The organism is Ensifer sp. Root558 (assembly GCF_001427045.1).
In the GTDB taxonomy this organism is placed as follows: Bacteria; Pseudomonadota; Alphaproteobacteria; order Rhizobiales; family Rhizobiaceae; genus Ensifer; species Ensifer adhaerens.
In genome coordinates this window covers 26330-45112 of record NZ_LMGC01000018.1, presented here as the reverse complement: position 1 = coordinate 45112, position 18783 = coordinate 26330, and the positions used below count along the sequence as shown (strand labels likewise).

General features: G+C 62.7%; 17 protein-coding genes, 1 tRNA gene and 1 pseudogene. 8 read left to right on the top strand and 11 right to left on the bottom strand.

Features of this window, described 5'->3' with window-relative positions:
* The 6 genes and pseudogenes from ASD63_RS19115 to ASD63_RS19085 all read right to left on the bottom strand — a co-directional run.
* Window positions 1-310, bottom strand: a pseudogene (locus ASD63_RS19115) (electron transfer flavoprotein subunit alpha/FixB family protein); the annotation flags it as partial.
* Window positions 311-431: 121 nt separating this feature from the next.
* Entirely contained in the window at window positions 432-1181 is a 750-nt protein-coding gene (locus ASD63_RS19110; RefSeq protein ID WP_060518495.1) for an electron transfer flavoprotein subunit beta/FixA family protein, read from the bottom strand.
* Window positions 1182-1696: 515 nt separating this feature from the next.
* Window positions 1697-2494 (bottom strand): rhomboid family intramembrane serine protease, encoded by a 798-nt coding sequence (locus tag ASD63_RS19100; protein ID WP_034797866.1) that lies wholly within the window; start codon window positions 2492-2494, stop codon window positions 1697-1699.
* 77 nt (window positions 2495-2571) lie between these two features.
* Window positions 2572-3150, bottom strand: a complete 579-nt coding sequence (locus ASD63_RS19095; protein ID WP_034797864.1) for a cob(I)yrinic acid a,c-diamide adenosyltransferase — start codon at window positions 3148-3150, stop codon at window positions 2572-2574.
* A 67-nt stretch (window positions 3151-3217) separates the two neighbouring features.
* Window positions 3218-3421: a twin transmembrane helix small protein gene (locus tag ASD63_RS19090; protein ID WP_034797863.1), complete on the bottom strand. Its 204-nt coding sequence runs from the start codon at window positions 3419-3421 to the stop codon at window positions 3218-3220.
* A gap of 24 nt (window positions 3422-3445) precedes the next feature.
* Entirely contained in the window at window positions 3446-4279 is an 834-nt protein-coding gene (locus ASD63_RS19085; RefSeq protein ID WP_034797862.1) for an SDR family oxidoreductase, read from the bottom strand.
* 181 nt (window positions 4280-4460) lie between these two features.
* On the opposite strand from ASD63_RS19085, the gene ASD63_RS19080 reads away from it, so the two are divergent.
* Complete coding sequence (locus ASD63_RS19080) at window positions 4461-5369, top strand: YihY/virulence factor BrkB family protein (protein WP_034797861.1); 909 nt, start codon at window positions 4461-4463, stop codon at window positions 5367-5369.
* Here ASD63_RS19080 and gluQRS read toward each other — a convergent pair.
* Entirely contained in the window at window positions 5358-6239 is an 882-nt protein-coding gene (gene gluQRS, locus ASD63_RS19075; RefSeq protein WP_034797860.1) for a tRNA glutamyl-Q(34) synthetase GluQRS, read from the bottom strand. The two genes, ASD63_RS19080 and gluQRS, sit on opposite strands and share 12 nt — an antisense overlap.
* Before the next feature lie 54 nt (window positions 6240-6293).
* On the opposite strand from gluQRS, the gene ASD63_RS19070 reads away from it, so the two are divergent.
* Both ASD63_RS19070 and ASD63_RS19065 read left to right on the top strand, forming a co-directional pair.
* Window positions 6294-6941, top strand: coding sequence for a DNA-3-methyladenine glycosylase (locus ASD63_RS19070; protein WP_034797859.1), 648 nt, complete (start codon window positions 6294-6296; stop codon window positions 6939-6941).
* Window positions 6942-7048: 107 nt separating this feature from the next.
* On the top strand, window positions 7049-7606 hold the full coding sequence (locus tag ASD63_RS19065; protein WP_034797858.1) for an HNH endonuclease: 558 nt from the start codon (window positions 7049-7051) through the stop codon (window positions 7604-7606).
* Window positions 7607-7717: 111 nt separating this feature from the next.
* Here the strand turns inward: ASD63_RS19065 and ASD63_RS19060 are convergent, their stop codons facing one another.
* Complete coding sequence (locus ASD63_RS19060; protein ID WP_034797856.1) at window positions 7718-8230, bottom strand: disulfide bond formation protein B; 513 nt, start codon at window positions 8228-8230, stop codon at window positions 7718-7720.
* A gap of 212 nt (window positions 8231-8442) precedes the next feature.
* Between ASD63_RS19060 and ASD63_RS19055 the strand changes: the two genes are divergently transcribed.
* Window positions 8443-8527 (top strand) — tRNA-Leu (locus ASD63_RS19055).
* A gap of 118 nt (window positions 8528-8645) precedes the next feature.
* Window positions 8646-10307: an AMP-binding protein gene (locus ASD63_RS19050; protein ID WP_034797748.1), complete on the top strand. Its 1662-nt coding sequence runs from the start codon at window positions 8646-8648 to the stop codon at window positions 10305-10307.
* 84 nt (window positions 10308-10391) lie between these two features.
* Here the strand turns inward: ASD63_RS19050 and ASD63_RS19045 are convergent, their stop codons facing one another.
* Window positions 10392-11666: a GNAT family N-acetyltransferase gene (locus ASD63_RS19045; RefSeq protein ID WP_034797746.1), complete on the bottom strand. Its 1275-nt coding sequence runs from the start codon at window positions 11664-11666 to the stop codon at window positions 10392-10394.
* On the bottom strand, window positions 11663-13054 hold the full coding sequence (locus ASD63_RS19040; RefSeq protein ID WP_051659382.1) for a lipopolysaccharide biosynthesis protein: 1392 nt from the start codon (window positions 13052-13054) through the stop codon (window positions 11663-11665). Before ASD63_RS19040 ends, ASD63_RS19045 begins: the two co-directional genes overlap by 4 nt.
* Before the next feature lie 186 nt (window positions 13055-13240).
* Between ASD63_RS19040 and ASD63_RS19035 the strand changes: the two genes are divergently transcribed.
* On the top strand, window positions 13241-13459 hold the full coding sequence (locus ASD63_RS19035; RefSeq protein ID WP_034797737.1) for a hypothetical protein: 219 nt from the start codon (window positions 13241-13243) through the stop codon (window positions 13457-13459).
* Between the two features lie 41 nt (window positions 13460-13500).
* On the opposite strand, the gene secA is transcribed toward ASD63_RS19035, so the two are convergent.
* Window positions 13501-16209 (bottom strand): preprotein translocase subunit SecA, encoded by a 2709-nt coding sequence (gene secA, locus ASD63_RS19030; protein ID WP_034797735.1) that lies wholly within the window; start codon window positions 16207-16209, stop codon window positions 13501-13503.
* A 243-nt stretch (window positions 16210-16452) separates the two neighbouring features.
* Here secA and ASD63_RS19025 point away from each other — a divergent pair, with 243 nt between their 5' ends.
* Both ASD63_RS19025 and argJ read left to right on the top strand, forming a co-directional pair.
* Complete coding sequence (locus ASD63_RS19025) at window positions 16453-17319, top strand: peptidylprolyl isomerase (RefSeq protein WP_034797733.1); 867 nt, start codon at window positions 16453-16455, stop codon at window positions 17317-17319.
* Window positions 17320-17530: 211 nt separating this feature from the next.
* The gene (argJ, locus tag ASD63_RS19020) at window positions 17531-18772 is read left to right on the top strand and encodes a bifunctional glutamate N-acetyltransferase/amino-acid acetyltransferase ArgJ (RefSeq protein WP_034797731.1); all 1242 of its coding nucleotides are present in this window, start codon (window positions 17531-17533) and stop codon (window positions 18770-18772) included.
* Window positions 18773-18783: the final 11 nt, after the last annotated feature.

Sequence of the window (18783 nt, the reverse complement as noted above, 5' to 3'; positions counted from 1 at the left end):
CTGCAACGCGCGGCATGACGTTCTTGCCGACCGAGGTCGCGGCGCTCACGATCGTGTCGTAGCTGCCAGCGAGCGAGACGATCAGGGCAGCGAGCGGTTCTGCGAGGTTGTTGGCAAGCGAGGCGTCGTCGGCAACGAGCACCTTGGCAACGCCTGCAAGCTTGGCGGCCTGTTCGGCAGCTTGCTTCGCGCCGGCGCCGGCAACGAGAACATGCACATCGCCGCCAATCTTCGAAGCGGCGCTCAGCGCCTTGGCGGTCTGGTCGGAAAGGTGGTTGCTGTCGTGGTCAGCCAGAAGAAGAATGGCCATGATAAAATCTCCCTTCCTTAAATCNGCGGCGCTCAGCGCCTTGGCGGTCTGGTCGGAAAGGTGGTTGCTGTCGTGGTCAGCCAGAAGAAGAATGGCCATGATAAAATCTCCCTTCCTTAAATCAGAGCACGCCGGCTTCGGTTTTGAGCTTTTCGACGAGCTCGGCGACCGACTTGACCTTGATGCCGGCCTTGCGGCCCGACGGCTCCTCGGTCTTCAGCACCTTGAGGCGGGCGGCGGTGTCGACGCCGAAGTCGGCCGGCGACTTCTTGTCGAGCGGCTTCTTCTTCGCCTTCATGATGTTCGGCAGTGAGGCGTAGCGCGGCTCGTTCAGGCGCAGGTCGGTGGTAACGACGGCCGGCAGCTTGATGTCGATCGTCTGCAGACCGCCGTCGACTTCGCGCGTCACGGTTGCTTTGCCATCGCCGATCTCGACCTTGGAGGCGAAGGTGCCTTGCGCCCAGCCGAGCAGGGCGGACAGCATCTGGCCGGTCTGGTTCGAATCGTCGTCGATTGCCTGCTTGCCGACGATAATCAGGCCCGGCTGTTCAGCCTCGGCCACACCCTTGACGATCTTGGCGACAGCGAGCGGCTCGACCTGGTCTTCGGTCTCAACCAGGATGGCGCGGTCGGCCCCCATGGCGAGCGCCGTGCGCAGCGTCTCTTCGGCCTTGGCCGGACCAACGGAAACGACGACGACTTCCTCAGCCTTGCCGGCTTCCTTCAGCCTGAGCGCTTCTTCGACCGAGATTTCGTCGAAGGGGTTCATCGACATCTTCACGTTCGCAAGTTCGACGCCCGAACCGTCTGCCTTCACCCGGATCTTGACGTTGTAGTCAACGACCCGCTTGACGGTGACCAGGATCTTCATGTTTGCCTCCCAAATCGTCAGCAGCCAAATCGTCAGCAGATNACGGAAACGACGACGACTTCCTCAGCCTTGCCGGCTTCCTTCAGCCTGAGCGCTTCTTCGACCGAGATTTCGTCGAAGGGGTTCATCGACATCTTCACGTTCGCAAGTTCGACGCCCGAACCGTCTGCCTTCACGCGGATCTTGACGTTGTAGTCAACGACCCGCTTCACCGTCACAAGTATTTTCATGGATTCTTCCCTCCAAGAGCTTTCGCAGGAAAATGCGCCTTAACGGAGCCGCCTGATTGTCGGTTGGCGACATCGATACGCGTTTTTTCTCCAATTACAATCGCTGTACATGGCGCTAAATCGATATAATCCCGAGAATTGGAATTACGTTTACGTACACGTAAGAATGATCGATGGCAAGTGGCTTGGGGCCTGATGCGGCACTGTCCCGGCAGGGCCGGGCGCGCTTCAGGCAAGCCATTGAAATAACGGATCATCCTCGTTGAAGGCTGGCGATTGCCGGTGTCAGGATCCGGTCTGGCGTCCCCAGGGAACGGGCGATCTTGTCGCATCTGACGACGGCGGTTGGCTTGCGGTGACCGGTTCGGCCTTGTGCCGGACGGCGCGCGGCGTGACGATCGTGCGGTCGAAAAGCGGCACATCGCGGCGTCGCAAAATGACAACCAGAACCAGGCCCGCGACGATGCCGCCGACATGGGCGCTCCAGGACACGCCGCTGCCGGGATCGACGACCAGCATGAAGAACTGCTGGCCGATCCAGAAGGCAAGCGGGATGGCCGCGGGCAAGGGCAGCGGGATGCGGAAGAAGACAAGCACCCAGACGCGCACCTTCGGGTGTAGCAGGAAATAGGCGGCAACGACGCCGGAGATCGCGCCCGATGCGCCGATCAACGGCGCCTCGGAGGCCGGGTCGAGAAGCCCATGCGCCAGTGCGCCTGCAGCCGCGCAGAGAAGATAGAAGGCGAGATAGCGGAAGTGCCCGAGCGCATCCTCGACATTGTCGCCGAACACCCAGAGGAACAGCATGTTCATGGCGAGGTGCATGAAGTCGCCATGCAGGAAGGAATAGGTGACGAAGGTGAAGCCGTCGGGGACGACGACGAGCGAGGGATCAAGCTGCGCGTAGTCGAAAATGAGCGCCGGGATATAGCCGAAGCCCAGCAGCGCGGCGTTGGTGAATTGCTCGGAGGCAATCGGTCCGGTGATCAGCCAGACGGCAATGTTGATGACGATCAGGCTGATCGTGACGTACTGGACCTTGATGTGCTTCAGGGTGTTCGTATCGTGAAGCGGTATGAACATGCGGTCTCCCGAAGCACAGGTTATTGCCCGTTTCTCCCGCCGAATCTCGATCGGGCGCGACAATGCGCGAGCCGACGTTATCTGTTTTTTCCGGGAATCCAAAGGACGTCGGCTTGACCTTTGTCATTTGCAAAGCGCGCCGCGACGAACAGGAAATCCGACAGGCGATTGATATAGGCGATGGCTTCCGTGCTGACGACTTCACCTTCGATCTGGGCAAGGGCCACCACCTGGCGTTCCGCACGGCGTGCGACCGTGCGGGCGACGTGGAGGGCTGCGGAGGCGGGGCTTCCGGCCGGAAGCACGAAGGAGCGCAAGGGATCAAGTTCGGTATTCAGCCGGTCGATTTCGGTTTCGAGCCAGGTCACCTGCGCTGCGACGATGCGCAGCGGTTCGTATTGCGGCGGCTCGCCGGTGTCGGGTGTTGCGAGATCCGCGCCGAGATCGAAGAGATCGTTCTGGATCCGCATCAGTGCGGCGTCGAGATCGACGTTGCCGGCCGTATGCTGCCGAGCCAGGCCGACGAAGGCATTGGTTTCGTCCACTGCGCCATAAGCATCGACGCGCAGATCGCTCTTCAGCCGGCGCGGGCCGGAGACGAGCCCGGTGGTGCCGTTGTCACCCGTCCGGGTATAGATCTTGTTGAGCTTCACCATGGGCGGACGCAGTCCTCTAGCGCAATTTCAGGAACGGTGTGGAACGGTTGTCCGTTCGGAATTTGCGTCAGGTCGGACGGCCGCCGCCGGTGATCCAAAGGGTCACCATGATGAGCACGATCGCGATTGCCTGCAACAGTACACGCGCCTGCATCAACTTGTTGGACGTGTTGCCGCTGCCACCCTTTGCCATGTTCACGAGGCCGCGGATCAAAACGATCACGACCAGGCCCATGACGAACAGGGTCAAGCCGGTAAAGAAGCTGGACATCGAACTCTTCCTTGCAATTCTGCTTCAGCCAAGTCGGCCGATGATGCGATAAAACAGTGCCGCCGGCAGGAGCTTCTTCAGAAGCGCGCCCTGTCTGGCTGGCCTTGTTACAATATAGTGCGGTTTCGGTTTCTTTGCTGTCAGTGCGTGCTTCAAAACCGCATAAACCGCCTCCGGGCCGAGCTTTCCGGCCGCGGGTTTGCTTTCGCCTTTCAGGCGTCGCATCTGCCGCTCGTATTCGACGCGGTGCACCGAATTCTTGAGGTCGATGAAGCGCTCGATATAGGTAACGGCATTGGCGGTGAATTTCGATGTGATCGGCCCTGGCTCGATCAGGCTCACCTCGATACCGCTGCCGGCCAGCTCCATCTTGAGGGTGAGGGACAGGCCCTCGATCGCAAACTTGGAGGCGTTGTAGGCGCCGCGCCAGCGATAGGGCACGATGCCGAGGATGGAAGAGCACTGCACGATGCGGCCGCTGCCGCGCGCCCGCATCGCGGGGATCACCCGCCGCGTCAGGTCGTGCCAGCCAATCACGTTGGTCTCGAGCTGGAGCCTCAGCGCCTCGGTCGGCAGATCCTCGACCGCACCCGCCTGGCCATAGGCGCCGTTGTTGAACAGCGCGTCGATGCGCCCGCCGGAAAGCGCCAGCACCGTATCGGCCAGGGCAGCGATGCTCTCCGGCTTGGTGTAGTCCATCAGAAAGGTCTCGATGCCCTCGCTTTCAAGCGATTGCCGGTTCTCTTCCCGGCGCACGGTCGCAAAGACCCGCCAGCCGTCGGCATGAAGCGCGCGTGCGCAATGGGCGCCGATTCCGGAGGAGCATCCGGTGACAATGATTGTGGGGCGATCCGTCATCCGGTCGAATCCTGTAGAAATCCTGCCTCGGTTTCCCATATTCATCGGCGGGATACAATTGAATTGCGCAAGCCGGAACCCGCCAGCGTTGTCGCCGTTGGGGTCATGCGAAGCCAAGGAAACGGCGCCGAGACGGACGTACTGATCGGGTAGTCCCGGCGCCTCGTAGGATTGGAATGGAATGCCAGCGTTTATACGCATCACCTGGAAAGTCGTGTTCGATGCGCTCTGGCACTTCAGCCTCGACGACGGTTGGGCGATGGCGAGCCATGTGGCGCTGTCGTCGCTGCTCGCCGTCTTTCCCTTCCTGATTTTCGGCACGGCGCTCGGCAGCTTTCTCGGGGCCGACCAGTTTGCCGAAACGGCGGTGCATCTGATTTTCGATGCCTGGCCGGAATCGATCGCCAAGCCCATCGCCGACGAAATCGTGCGGGTGCTGACGATCCCGCGCGGTGGGCTCTTGACCGTTTCGGTGCTGGCCGCCGCCTATTTCGCCTCCAACGGCGTCGAGGCGCTGCGCGTCTCGCTCAATCGCGCCTATCGAGTGACCGAGAGCCGCTACTGGTACGTCACTCGGCTTGCGAGCCTCGGCTTCGTGCTTGCCGGCGTCCTGATCCTGGCCGCACTCAGCATTCTGCTCGTCGCCGTGCCGCTGGCGGTGCGTTATGCCGGACAGTGGCTCCCCTGGCTTGGTGGCGTGCTTGCGACCGTCGACAACTGGAGCCTGCCGCTCGCTCTCGTCGTGCTGACCAGCGGATTGCTCGTGTCCCATCTCTGGCTGCCGGATGGGCACCGTAAAGTGATCGACGTTTTGCCGGGCATCGCGCTGACGCTCGTTTGCTGGACGATCGGCGCTTATGCCTTTGCTTCGTACCTCGCGACCTTCGCCACCTATGTGTCTACCTATGCTGGCCTGGCGTCGATCATGATCGTGCTGGTGTTTCTCTACATGATCGCTGCAATCTTCATCATCGGCGCCGAGATCAATGCGGCGATCCTCAAATACAGGGTCAAGAGCATGGTGCGGCGCAGCTTCCAGCTGCGCAATGGCAACGACGCGGCCCGCGAGGAGCAGGACCTAGCCGATTAGCGCGCGGATTTCCTCCGCTGTGCGACCGGCGGCGCGGAAAGCGGCGATGCCGGTATCCTGGTTGCTCTTCGACAGCTTGCGCCCATCCGGGCCGAGGATCAGCCGGTGATGGTGATAGAGCGGTTCCGGCAGATCGAGAAGCCGCTGCAGCAGCCGGTGCACGGAGGTCGCATGATAGAGGTCGCGGCCGCGCACCACATGGGTGATGCCCTGCAACGCGTCGTCGACGACGACGGATAGATGGTAGCTTGACGGCGCATCGGAGCGCGACAGGATCACGTCGCCCCAGGCGGCGGGGTCGGCGATGATGGTGCCGGTTTCGTCCTCAGGACCATGGCCGCTCTCGGCCCAGCTCAGGTGGTCTTTTCCCAAAAGCGCGATGGCCTTCTCCATGTCGAGCCGCCAAGCATAGGCCTTGCCGCCCGCGGTGAGAGCCGCGCGCTCGGTTTGGGGCAATTCGCGCTCGCGGCCGGGATAGAGCGGGCTGCCGTCCGGATCGCGCGGCCAGGTCTGGCCGCCGGCTTCCGCATCGGCAACGGCGGCCTTGATTTCGCCGCGGGTCATGACCGAGGGGTAGATGACACCCAGCATGTCCAGCCGTTGAAGCGCCGACGCGTAGGCGTCGAGATGTTCCGATTGCCGGCGCACCGGGCGCTCCCAGTCGAGGCCGAGCCAGGCAAGGTCTTCGAAGATCGCCGCCTCGAATTCCGGGCGGCAGCGGGTCTGGTCGATATCCTCGATGCGCAGCAGGAAACGCCCGTTCGCGGCCTTCGCCATGTCATGGTTCAGCACCGCGGAAAGCGCGTGGCCGAGATGGAGCAGCCCGTTGGGGCTCGGGGCAAAACGGAAAACGGGTGGCGTGTCAGGCATGCTTTCCCTTTGCCATGGAAGGGGTATAAAAATCATCCGCTTTGTGGAGGCGTCATGCGGATCATCCGGACACATGAGGATATCGAGGCCGGGCTGTCAGGCCTGGTGATGCTCGATGCGCGCCTCGGGCACGTCGTTGCGAGAGCCGGCCCGGTGCCGCTCCGGCGCACCGATCCCGGCTATCGCGGCCTTGCCAGCATCATCGTCTCGCAAATGGTCTCGAAGGCAAGTGCGGCTGCGATCTGGCGGCGCATGGAAGAAAAGCTCGGCGAGGTCACGGCGGCAGGCGTCAATTCGCTGAGCGACGAGGATTGCCGGGCGATCGGGCTGTCGCGGGCGAAGGCCGAGGCGCTGAGGCGCGTGGCCGAGGTGGTCGTCAGCGGTCAGATCGATCTCGACGCGATCTGCAACATCGAAGGATCGGAGGCGATCCGGGAGCTGACGGCGATCAAGGGGGTGGGGCGCTGGACGGCGGAAGTCTATCTGCTCTTCTGCGCCGGTCATCCGGATGTCTTTCCCTCCGGCGACGTCGCGCTGCAAAACGCGATCGGTCACGGACTGGGCCTCGAACTGCGCCCGAGCGCACGCGAAATTGATTCGCTCGCCGCTTCGTGGTCGCCCTGGCGCAGCGTCGCCGCACGCCTCTTCTGGGCCTATTATTCACAGGAAATGCGTCGTGATGCTGTTCCTGTGACACCTTGAAGGAAAAAGCGAATCCAGCGCACGCATTTTTGTTTCCGGCTTCACAATCCTGTTGCAACGGGCCTAATATAGAAGGTGCAGATGCCGAATCGATCAGGAGAATACGCTTGACGATTGCAGTCTCACCACAGGCCTTGCCGGCGCTCGTCTTGAACGCTGACTATAGGCCGCTGAGTTACTACCCCTTGTCGCTTTGGTCCTGGCAGGACGCGATCAAGGCCGTCTTCCTTGACCGTGTAAATATCCTTGCCGAGTACGAACATTCGGTGTCGTCTCCGAGCTTCTCGATGCGACTGCCGAGCGTTGTTTGCCTCAAGAGCTACGTGCAGCCCTCACGCCACCCGGCCTTCACCCGGTTCAACGTGTTCCTGCGCGATAAATTCGAATGCCAGTATTGCGGTTCGCCCGACGATCTCACCTTCGATCACGTGGTGCCCCGCGCTCACGGCGGCCAGACGACCTGGGACAATGTCGTCGCAGCCTGCTCGCCCTGCAATCTACGCAAGGGCAGCAAGCTGCCGAAGCAAGCCGGCATGTTCCCGCACCAGAGGCCTTTCCAGCCGACGGTGCAGGACCTGCACAACAACGGCCGGCTCTTCCCGCCGAACCATCTGCATGAAAGCTGGATGGACTATCTCTACTGGGACGTCGAACTGCAGCCCTGACGCTGTTCGTGCCTTCTTGCCGGATCTAAGCCCAAAGCGGGGTCAGGAGAGGTGCGTGCGCTCGCGAACCCCTTGTTGGGGCGTTGCCTGTTTCCCGAGAGCGATCTGGGATCAGCGCGCCTTTGCCGCACCGCGCAAGGCGATTGCTGCGAGGATGAGGCTGGCGATCACATTCCATCCGGCAAAGGAGAGCCCGAGCACCCGCAAGGAGGCTTCGGTGCACGACGGGCCATGCTTGGAATCGAGATCGCCCAGCAGATCACCGACATTCGACGAAATCCCTTGCGCGGTCGTGGCGCAGGTGGACGGTCCTTCCCAGAAGCCCCATTCGGCGCCCGAGTGATAGACGCCCATGCCGGCGCCGACCAGCATCAGGATGCCGACGATGAGAAGCAGCGTGCGTGTCGTCCACGCCGGCAGTTTGAACGCGGTCGTGGCGATTGCCAAAACACCGACCGGGATGCCCCAGTAGTAGGGATCGCGCTGCAACAGGCAGAGCGCGCAGGGAATATAGCCACCGACATGCTCGAAGCCGAGCGCGCCGCCCACGGTCGCCGCCATGCCGAGTGTTACGATAACGGCGATCAGCAAATGCTGGCGGGATTGGGTGGCGGCGTCGATCATCTATACCTCGCGGGCGGCAACTCGAAACCGAGGGATGCCGCAGTGCAAACTGGATGGCGCCTTCTTAGGCAGGATCGTGCGCGCTGTAAATCGCAGCGGCTGCGACCGGCCCGCACGCTTTCGTGATTGTTGGTCGTGCATCCTGAAAATGATGGTTGACCACGGCGAAATCCTTCGTGTAAATCCGAGCCGCTGATATCGCACTTCCCTGAGCCCCATTGGCGGAATTGGTAGACGCGCTCGACTCAAAATCGAGTTCCGAAAGGAGTGCTGGTTCGACCCCGGCATGGGGCACCACCACATACACTTTCTTCACATCCATCGTCCGACATGCCTGAACGCCGCCGCAGTCATTGAACTGTCGCTTGCGAAGGTGTTAGGTGCGCTGCAGCAAGAAAACTGTCATGGCAGCGTCATGTTACCGAGAATAGAGACCTACGACGAACTCTACCGCGCCTTCCGCTGGCAGATTCCGGAAAAGTTCAACATCGGCGTTGCCGTCAGCGACGCCTGGGCTGAGCGGGCGCCGGAGCGTGTCTGTCTCCAGCATTTCGATCCTGGCGGTGCGCATCAATCGCTGACCTATCGTCAATTCGCCCGGCAATCCTCGGCCTTTGCCAGGGGGCTGGCGGGGGAGGGTATCATGCCCGGAGAACGGGTGGCGATCCTGTTGCCGCAGGGGTTCGAGACGGCGATTGCCCATGCAGCGATCTATAAGCACGGTGCCATCGCGCTGCCGCTGGCGCTGCTCTTCGGCGTCGAGGCGCTCGAATACCGGCTGCGCGACGCCGGCGTGGCGGCTGTCATCACCAACGGCTTTGGCTATGAACGCATCGCGGCGATCCGTGAGCGGCTGCCTGACTTGCGGCTGGTGGTGCTGGCGGATGATCAGCCGCGTCCGGGCACGATTGTCTTCTCTGACTTGGCGTCGGGTGATCCCTCTGACTTTGTTGCGGCCGATACCGGCCCCGACGATCCGGCCTTGATGATCTATACGTCAGGCACGACAGGGCCGCCGAAGGGGGCACTGCACGGGCACCGGGTGCTGCTCGGCCATCTGCCGGGCTTCGAGTTTCACCATCACTTCCTGCCGCAGCCGGGTGACCGCATGTGGACGCCGGCCGACTGGGCCTGGGCGGGCGGGCTGCTCAACGCGCTGTTACCGTCGCTGCTGCACGGCGTACCCGTCGTGTCGTCGCCGGCGCAGAAGTTCGACCCGCATACTGCCTTTCGCATCCTGGAAGAAATGGACGTGCGCAATGCGTTCATTCCGCCGACGGCGCTCAGGCTGATGAAGGCGGTCGAGAATCCGCGCGAGCGCTATCGGCTTAATCTCCGAACCATCGGCTCGGCTGGCGAGTCCCTCGGCCGCGAGACCTATGAATGGGCAAAGGCGGCGCTCGGTCTCGAGGTCAGCGAGTTCTACGGCCAGACCGAGTGCAACATCGTCATTTCGTCAGCCGCCGATCTCGGCGTCGTCAAGCCGGGGTCGATGGGCAAGGCCGCACCCGGCCACCGGGTGGCGATCATCGACGGCGAAGGCCGCGAACTGCCGGCCGGCAGCGTCGGGCAGGTGGCGGTGAAGCGGCCGGACCCGGTGATGTTCCTCGGCTACTGGGGCAACGCGGCGGCGACGGAGAAGAAGTTCATCGGCGACTGGATGACGACAGGCGATCAGGGCGTGATGGACGAGGAGGGCTATTTCACCTTCTTCGGGCGTGACGACGACGTCATCACCTCGTCGGGCTATCGCATCGGCCCGGGCGAGATCGAGGATTGCCTCGCCGGCCATCCGGACGTGCAATTGGCCGCCGCTGTCGGCAAGCCCGATCCGGTGCGCACCGAGATCGTCAAGGCCTATGTCGTGCTACGGCCGGGCGTCGTTGGCGACGCGCGTGTGGCAACCTCCATCCGCGAGTGGGTGAAGACCCGGCTCTCGATGCACGAGTATCCGCGCGAAATCGCCTTCGTCGACAGCCTGCCGTTGACGACCTCGGGCAAGGTGATCAGACGATTCCTGCGCGAGCAGGCGGCGGCGGAAGCGCGCGAGGCGATCGAGGTTTCCGAAGCGTCGTAGTCCCTCGGCCGCCGCGCGATTGATTTGAATTGGCTGGAGCGGGATGCGGGCGGAAAACCGCGCCCGCTTTTTCCTCATCCCGCTCTAGCGTCCGGCAAGCGCCTTGATCTTGTCGCGCAGGATCCGCGCCATGTTGCGGGTGTTGCGATAGAGGTGGAGCTGGGCTGCCACCTGGCGCACTTCGCGGTCTCGGGTCTGCTGCAGGCCGATCACCATCGTGCCCATGTCTTCGCGCTCCTGCCAGAAACGGCTCATGATCGGGTGGTCCGGCACCGCGCAGGAATCGGAGCGGGCGATGTTGGCGTCGTCGAGATGCCATTCCGTCAGTTCGGCGAGAAGCAGTTTGCCCGGCGAAAACCTGGCATAGCGCTCGTCATAGGCCGTCTTCCAGGTATAGGCCTCGCCCGACATCAGGAAGACGACCATCGAGGCGATCGCCTTGCCGTCGAGATCGAGCGTGTGGATGCGCACGCTGTCGCCGTCGGCCAGATTGGTGATCGCCTCGCGGGCAAAGGCGGCCCGGAAGCGGTCGAGCACCATGGCGCTGCGCGCCTTGCCCTTCCAGCCGGATGCTTCCAGCGCTAGGAATTCCTCCATGCGCAGGCGGACGTCGGCGGGCTGACGGGCGACCGAATAGACGAGCTCGCCCTCTTTTTCGAGATTGTTCCACTGCCGCCGCAGCTCGCGGAAATGCGCCGGGCTGATTGCCTTGCGCAGATAGGTCGGGCCGTCGAGCAGGCTTTCGAGCATCGGCCGGCTGAAGGTGTCGGTCACCGTCAGAGGCAGGTTGCGGCCGATGGCGACGGCGCGGGTGAGGCGGGCGACCTTGCCGTTGAGCCGCATGTCGGGCAGCACCAGGATCGAGGGCAGCCCGGTTGCCGGCGCGGCAAAGGCTTCGAACAGGTTGTCGATGGTCTCGGCCGCATCCTCGGCGTCGAGCAGTGGCACGCCCAGTGGTCCGAACGGGTTCGACCAGGCGCGAATGATCGGCGCGCCGATCGAGAAGCCGGGCTTTTCGATCGAGAACGGCATCAGGAAACGCAGCCGGCTGCGGCGCTCGTCGTTGTCGCGCATGATCGCGAGCCGGATGACTCGCTCTTCCAGGCGTGGCATGGCCGGCGCCAGGAAGCGTCCGGTGAAGAAGACGTTCGGCTCCAGCGCCCGGTTCGACAGAAAGTCGAGTTCGCGCTGCAACTCGTAGCCGGCCCTTGCCGGATAGATGGCAAGATGCCGTCCGGGACGTCCGACCTCGATCAGATGCTCTGCGGTCGGTCCGCTTTCGCCGTCCTGCGCCAGACCGCCGAGAACCCGTGCGGCCCGGCTGTTTGCATCGCTCGGAAGATTGGTATTGCCGATCATGGATGGACAGCCCCGTTGTTTTCATTGCCGGCCCGCGCTCTTGCGAAGGCAAAGAGCGCAAAGCCGAAGGTACGCCGGACGGCGAGGTGCAGCAGCATCGCCTCGACGAACATAGCACCAGCGGTTGCAAAAGCAGCACCGTTCAGTCCGAAAAGAGGGATGAGGCTGAGGTTGAGTGCGATGTTGACCACCAGCGCGCCGGCGTAGAGGATCACGCACAGCGTCTGCTGGCCGGCCATCGTCAGCAGCGTTTCGGCCGGGCCGATGAAAGCCTTGGCGAGGATACCCGCGAAAAGCACCATCATCAGCGGCAGCCCGGTGACGAAGGCCGGGCCGAAGAGCGAAAGCAGGAACGGCCCTGCCAGTAGCACCAGCGCGCCGACCAGAAGCGACGGCCAGAAGGCCCAGCGGGCGCTTTCGACCGCGATGCCGGGGATCTGGCCGGGATCGCGGGCCATCGCGTTGGAGACGCGCGGGCCCGCGGCTGCCTTGACCGCGAACATGACGAAATGCACAAGCGCCATGGTCTTGGCGGCAGCGAAATAGATCGCGACGTCGTCCGGCTCCAGGTAGAGGCCGACGATCACCACATCGGAATTGGTCAGCAGGAAGCCGAAGCCATCGACCAGGAAGACGGGGATCGAGACCTTGAGCCAACGGCGAAGCTCGATGCGTCGCGGTCCCGGAACATAGCGCGAGCGCAGACGGTAGGTGAGCGCGAGAAACTGCGAGACACTGGTGACATAGGCCGCGGCCATGGCTGCCATCATGGCGGTTTGCGCGGTGTGGGGCGCGCCGGCGGTGACGGCGAGCACCATGAAAACGAGCACGAGCAGCGGCCGGATGATGAAGGTGGGGCTCATCGCGGCAATCGGCCAGCCATGGGCACGCGCCGTTCCGTCCATGACGTCGCCCAGCGAGATCATCGGCAGGGTGAAGAGGCCGAGATAGAGGGGCACAAGGTAATAGGCCTCGATGTGCCCGGAAAAGAACCAGAGGCCGGCAAGGCCGAGGACGGCGACCGTGGTGGCGGAGGAAAGCGCGAAGATGCGCACCGTCGTCGTCACGCCGCGGATTTCGTCCATGGCGGCCGACGCCTGGTATTCCGGCAGGAAGCGGATGACGACGGAGTGAAAGCCGACGCAGGAGAGGCTGCCGAACAGGATGACCAGCACCCAGACGAAGACGAAGATGCCGTATTCGAACTCGCCCATCAGCCGCGCGAGGATGATCTGCGACAGGAAGGCGATGGCGGCGCTGACGATGCGAACCGTGAAGGCGACGAGCGCCATGCGGCGCGCAGCGTTCGTGGCGTCGGAACTTGTCAGGATGGGGAGAAGCCGGGCGATAATTGCGGACAGGCGGTGTCTCAGTGCCGACGGCAGCATTCGTCCGGCCGTTTGACATACCGCCATGAACACGAGAACACCCTGAGATTACGCAATACAGGGGTTCAGTACTGCCAGAACAGCGTTAACAAAGGGTGCAGCGCGGTTGTAAGGAATGGGGGCAACCATGCCGATTGTGGACAGCGAGCGGCAGCGGATTATGCAGGCGAAATCGATTGGCCGCACATGGTCGGCGATCTCCAGAAGATCGGCATCGAGCGGCTGGAGGACCTGACGGTCGCCAACGCGGAAGACCTCGCACTCCGTATCAACGCCACGCTCGGCCGCCGCCATATCAACAGCACCGGCATTCGCGCGCTCGAAAACCTGATCGCCCAGGGCGTGCCATCGCTAGCAAACTGGCTCCAGGAAACGAAAATGCCGCCCGGGGGGCGGCATTTCTGAAGGGCAGGGGGCGCAGACAGTACCTGCATTCCGCGGCTGGCTTATGCCTCGTAGATGCCGTGGCAGTGTTTGTACTTCTTGCCCGAACCGCAGGGGCAGAGCTCGTTACGCGAGACCTTGCCCCAGGACAATGGGTTGGTTGCGTCTCGCTGCACTGGCGGGGCGGCCAGCAGCGTGACGTCGCCGAAATCGTCCTCGCCGGTGAGCGGATCGATATGGTGGCCATGCATGACAGGCGGAGCCGGCTGCGGCGCTTCGGCTGCTTCGCGCACCAGCTCGACGCGCATGAGCTGTGCGGTCACGGCCTGGCGCAGGTTGCCGAGCAGGGCCTGGAACAGCTCGAAGGCTTCGGACTTGTATTCCTGCAGCGGATCGCGCTGGGCGTAGCCGCGGAAGCCGATGACTGAGCGCAGGTGATCGAGGTTGACGATGTGCTCGCGCCACAGATGGTCGAGTGTCTGCAGCACGACCGAGCGTTCGACATACTGCATGATCTCCGGACCGAAGCGTTCGGCACGGTCGGCGGCTTCCTTTTCGGCAGCGGTCATGACGCGCTCGAGAATATCGGCTTCGTCGATGCCTTCCTCGGCAGCCCATTCGGTGATCGGCAGGTCGAGATTGAGGTATTGCTGCACGTCGGCCTTGAGACCGGCGACGTCCCACTGCTCGGCATAGGCCTTCTCGGGAATGCGCTTGCTGACCATGTCTTCGACGACTTCGGTGCGCATGTCGGTCACGGTTTCGGTGACGCTTTCGGCATCCATCAGCTCGATGCGCTGCTCGAAGATCACCTTGCGCTGATCGTTGAGAACGTCGTCGTACTTCAGAAGGTTCTTGCGGATGTCGAAGTTGCGGGCTTCAACCTTCTTCTGGGCGCGTTCGAGAGCCTTGTTGATCCACGGATGGATGATCGACTCACCTTCCTTGAGGCCCAGCTTCTGCAGCATACCGTCCATGCGGTCGGAGCCGAAGATGCGCATCAGGTCGTCCTGGAGCGACAGGTAGAACTTCGATCGACCCGGGTCGCCCTGACGGCCGGAACGGCCGCGAAGCTGGTTGTCGATGCGGCGGCTTTCGTGGCGCTCGGTAGCGAGAACGTAAAGCCCGCCCGCGGCCAGCGCTTTTTCCTTCAGCTGCTGCACTTCGGCGCGGATCGCCTGTTCGCGCTGTTCGCGCTCGGGGCCGGGCTCAACTTCCGAGAGCTCCTGCTGGATGCGCATGTCGACGTTGCCGCCGAGCTGGATATCGGTGCCGCGACCGGCCATGTTGGTGGCGATCGTGACGGCGCCGGGCACGCCGGCCTGGGCGACGATGAAGGCTTCCTGCTCGTGGTAGCGGGCGTTGAGAACCTGGAAGTTGGCAAAGCCGGACTTCTTCAGAAGGTCGGCCAACTGCTCGGACTTTTCGATCGACGTCGTGCCGACCAGCATCGGCTGGCCGCGCTCGTGTGCCGACTTGATCTCGTCGATGATGGCGTTCAGCTTTTCGCCCTGCGTACGGTAGACCTCGTCATCCTCGTCGATACGCTTGATCGGCAGATTGGTCGGAACTTCAACGACTTCCAGGCCGTAGATGTTGCCGAATTCTTCCGCTTCGGTGGAGGCCGTACCGGTCATGCCGCCGAGCTTGGAGTACATGCGGAAGTAGTTCTGGAAGGTGATCGATGCGAGCGTCTGGTTCTCTGGCTGGATCTGCACCTTTTCCTTGGCTTCGAGCGCCTGGTGCTGGCCTTCCGAATAACGGCGGCCCGGCATCATGCGGCCGGTGAATTCGTCGATGATGACGATCTCGCCGTTGCGAACGATGTAGTCCTTGTCGCGCTGGAACAGCTTGTGGGCCTTGAGCGCATTGTTGACGTGGTGGACGATTGCGACGTTTTCGATGTCGTAGAGCGATTCACCCTTGAGCAGGCCCGCCTCGCGCAGCAGGTTTTCGAGCTTCTCGGTGCCTTCTTCGGAGAAGTTGGCCGAGCGCTGCTTCTCGTCGATCTCGTAGTCCTCAGCCGAAAGCAGCGGAATGAATTCGTTGATTGTGTTGTAGAGATCCGAGCGGTCGTCGAGCGGGCCGGAGATGATCAGCGGCGTGCGCGCTTCGTCGACGAGGATCGAGTCCACTTCGTCGACGATGGCGAAGAAGTGGCCGCGCTGGACCATCTGTCCGCGCTCGTACTTCATGTTGTCGCGCAGATAGTCGAAGCCGAGCTCGTTGTTGGTGGCATAAGTGATGTCGCAGGCATAGGCGGCTTTGCGCTGCTCGTCGGTCAGGCCGTGGACGATGACGCCCGTGGTCATGCCGAGGAAGCTATAGATGCGGTCCATGGTGCCGGCGTCGCGCTGGGCGAGGTAGTCGTTGACGGTAACGACGTGCACGCCCTTGCTCGCAAGCGCGTTCAGGTAGACCGGAAGCGTCGCGACGAGGGTCTTGCCTTCACCGGTCTTCATTTCGGCGATGGCGCGCTCGTGCAGGATCATGCCGCCGATGAGCTGGACGTCGAACGGGCGCAGGCCGAGCACGCGGCGGGCCGCCTCGCGGGCGACCGCAAAGGCCGGAACCAGAAGGTCGTCGAGCGTCTTGCCTTCTTCCAGCTGCTTGCGGAATTCCACCGTCTTGCCGGCGAGCGCCTCATCCGACAAAGCCTTCATGTCGGCTTCAAGTGCGTTGATGGCGTCCACCCGTGCCTTGTAGCCACGCACGCGGCGATCGTTGGAGGAGCCAAACAACTTGCGGGCTAGGCCGCCGAGACTGACCATACGAATGGTCCTTTCATTTTTGTTGCCTTGGGTCTCATGGCCACGCCGCGAAAACCGCGCAATGCCGTGAAACGCCCGGAAACTGTTCTGGACGCGAGGTTGCGTGACAGATAAGAGGGGGGTCGAATTATGTCAACGCAATTGCACTGCCGGACGGCTACAGAACCGCCACATTCTGGTGTTGTGCAGCCGCTACAAGCTGCAGGCAATTGCGCCGAAGGCCAATGTGAAAGGTTAGTGAGCATGACCAAGTTGAAAACCCTGGCCGCCGTGGCACTGGTTGCGGCGATGGCCGTACATGGTGGCGCGCGGGCGGAAGACGCCGATCCGGTGGTCGCCAAGGTTGGCGGCGAGGACGTGCGTCAGTCCGAACTCAATCTTGCTCTGGGTGGCCTCGACCCGCAGCTGCAGCAGATGCCGGAAGAACAGAAGCGCGCCGCAGCACTGTCGGCGATCATCGACGTTAAGCTTCTTTCCGCCACGGCCGAGAAGGAAGGCCTGCAGGACGACGCCACTTTCAAGCAGCGCGTCGCGTACCTCACCGAGCGCGAACTTCACAACGCCTACTTCAAGAAGCATGTCGTCGACGCCATCACCAAGGAAGAGGTGAAGGCACGCTACGACAAGGAAGTCGCGGCCATTCCGGTTCAGGACGAAGTGAAGGCCCGCCATATCCTGGTCAAGACGGAAGACGAAGCCAAGGAAATCATCAAGGAACTCGACGCTGGCAAGAGCTTCGTCGAGCTTGCCAAGGCGAAGTCCACCGATCCGAACAAGAACGACGGCGGCGACCTCGGTTACTTCACCAAGGGCCGCATGGTGCCGGAATTCGAAACGGCTGCCTTCGCTCTCGAGAAGGGCGCCTACACCAAGACCCCGGTCAAGACGCAGTTCGGCTTCCACGTAATCCTGGTCGAAGACAAGCGCCCGCAGGCCCCGCCGCCGCTCGAGCAGGTCGAGCAGCAGGTTCGTCAGCTTGTCATGCGTGACAAGTATGTCGAGCTGCTTGCCGCCGCCAAGAAGGATGCAGGCGTCGAAATTTCCGACCCGGCGCTGAAGCAGGCCTATGACGAGGCCAACAAGGCGCAGGAAGCGCAACAAGCCAAGTAATTCGATCGGCGGGCCCTGCCACTGGCGGGGCCTGTCGTCACCGCTTTTTGTCGATGCCCGGCGGTGAAAACCGTTCGGGCATTTGTCGCAAGATGGATCTGGAGCCGTTTCGGTTGTAGACCGCTCCGGATCCTTGTTCTTAGGCATTTCCTGAAGGCCGCCAGGCTCTTTTGGAAGTGCTTTGGCTCCAACACGTCACAGCAGGTTTCCCATGTCCGGCTCCGTTTCTCCGCTCGCTCCGAAAACCTTTGCCGAAATGCCCTCCGTGCGTGGCGTCCGCATGGCGACCGCAGCCGCCGGCATCAAGTACAAGAACCGCACCGACGTGCTGATGATGGTGTTCGACCGGCCGGCCGTCGTGGCCGGTGTCTTCACCCGTTCCAAGTGCCCTTCGGCCCCTGTCGATTTCTGCCGCAAGAACCTTGCCGGCGGTGTCGCGCGCGCTGTCGTCGTCAACTCCGGCAACGCCAATGCCTTCACCGGCAAGAAGGGCCGCGAGGCGACGGAACTGACGGCAAAGTCGGCGGCAAAGGCTGTCGGCTGCGCGGAGAGCGAAGTCTTCCTGGCGTCGACCGGCGTCATCGGCGAGCCTTTGGACGCGACCAAGTTTGCCGGCGTGCTCGACGATCTGGCTGTTGCCGGCAAGGAGGACTTCTGGTTCGAAGCCGCCAAGGCGATCATGACGACGGATACCTATCCGAAGGTAGCGACACGCAGCGCCGAAATCGACGGCGTCAAGGTGACGATCAACGGCATCTCCAAGGGCGCCGGCATGATCGCGCCCGACATGGCGACGATGCTCTCCTTCGTGGTCACAGATGCCGACATTGCGCCTTCGGCGCTGCAGGCCCTGCTTTCGGCCGGCGTCGGCCCGACCTTCAACTCGGTCACGGTCGACAGCGACACTTCGACGTCCGATACGCTGATGCTGTTCGCTACGGGCGCGGCATCGGCCGACGGCCAGCCGGCAATCTCCGATGCGGCCGACCCGCGTCTTAATGCCTTCCGCGCCGCACTGAACGACCTTTTGCGCGATCTCGCGCTCCAGGTCGTGCGCGACGGCGAAGGCGCTCGCAAGATGGTCGAGGTGACTGTCGAAGGCGCCGAGAATGATGCGGCCGCCAAGCGCATCGCGCTTTCGATCGCCAATTCGCCGCTCGTCAAGACGGCGGTCGCCGGTGAAGACGCCAACTGGGGCCGCGTGGTCATGGCCGTCGGCAAGTCCGGAGAAATGGCCGAGCGCGACCGGCTGGCGATCTGGTTCGGCGACGTGCGCGTCGCCGTCGAGGGGGAGCGCGATCCCACCTATTCTGAAGCTGCGGCCACGGCCGTGATGAAGGAAGAGGACATCACGATCCGCGTCGAAATCGGCCTCGGTTCCGGTCGGGCCACTGTCTATACCTGCGACCTGACGAAGGAATATGTCGAGATCAACGGCGACTACCGGAGCTGAGGCGCCGGTTA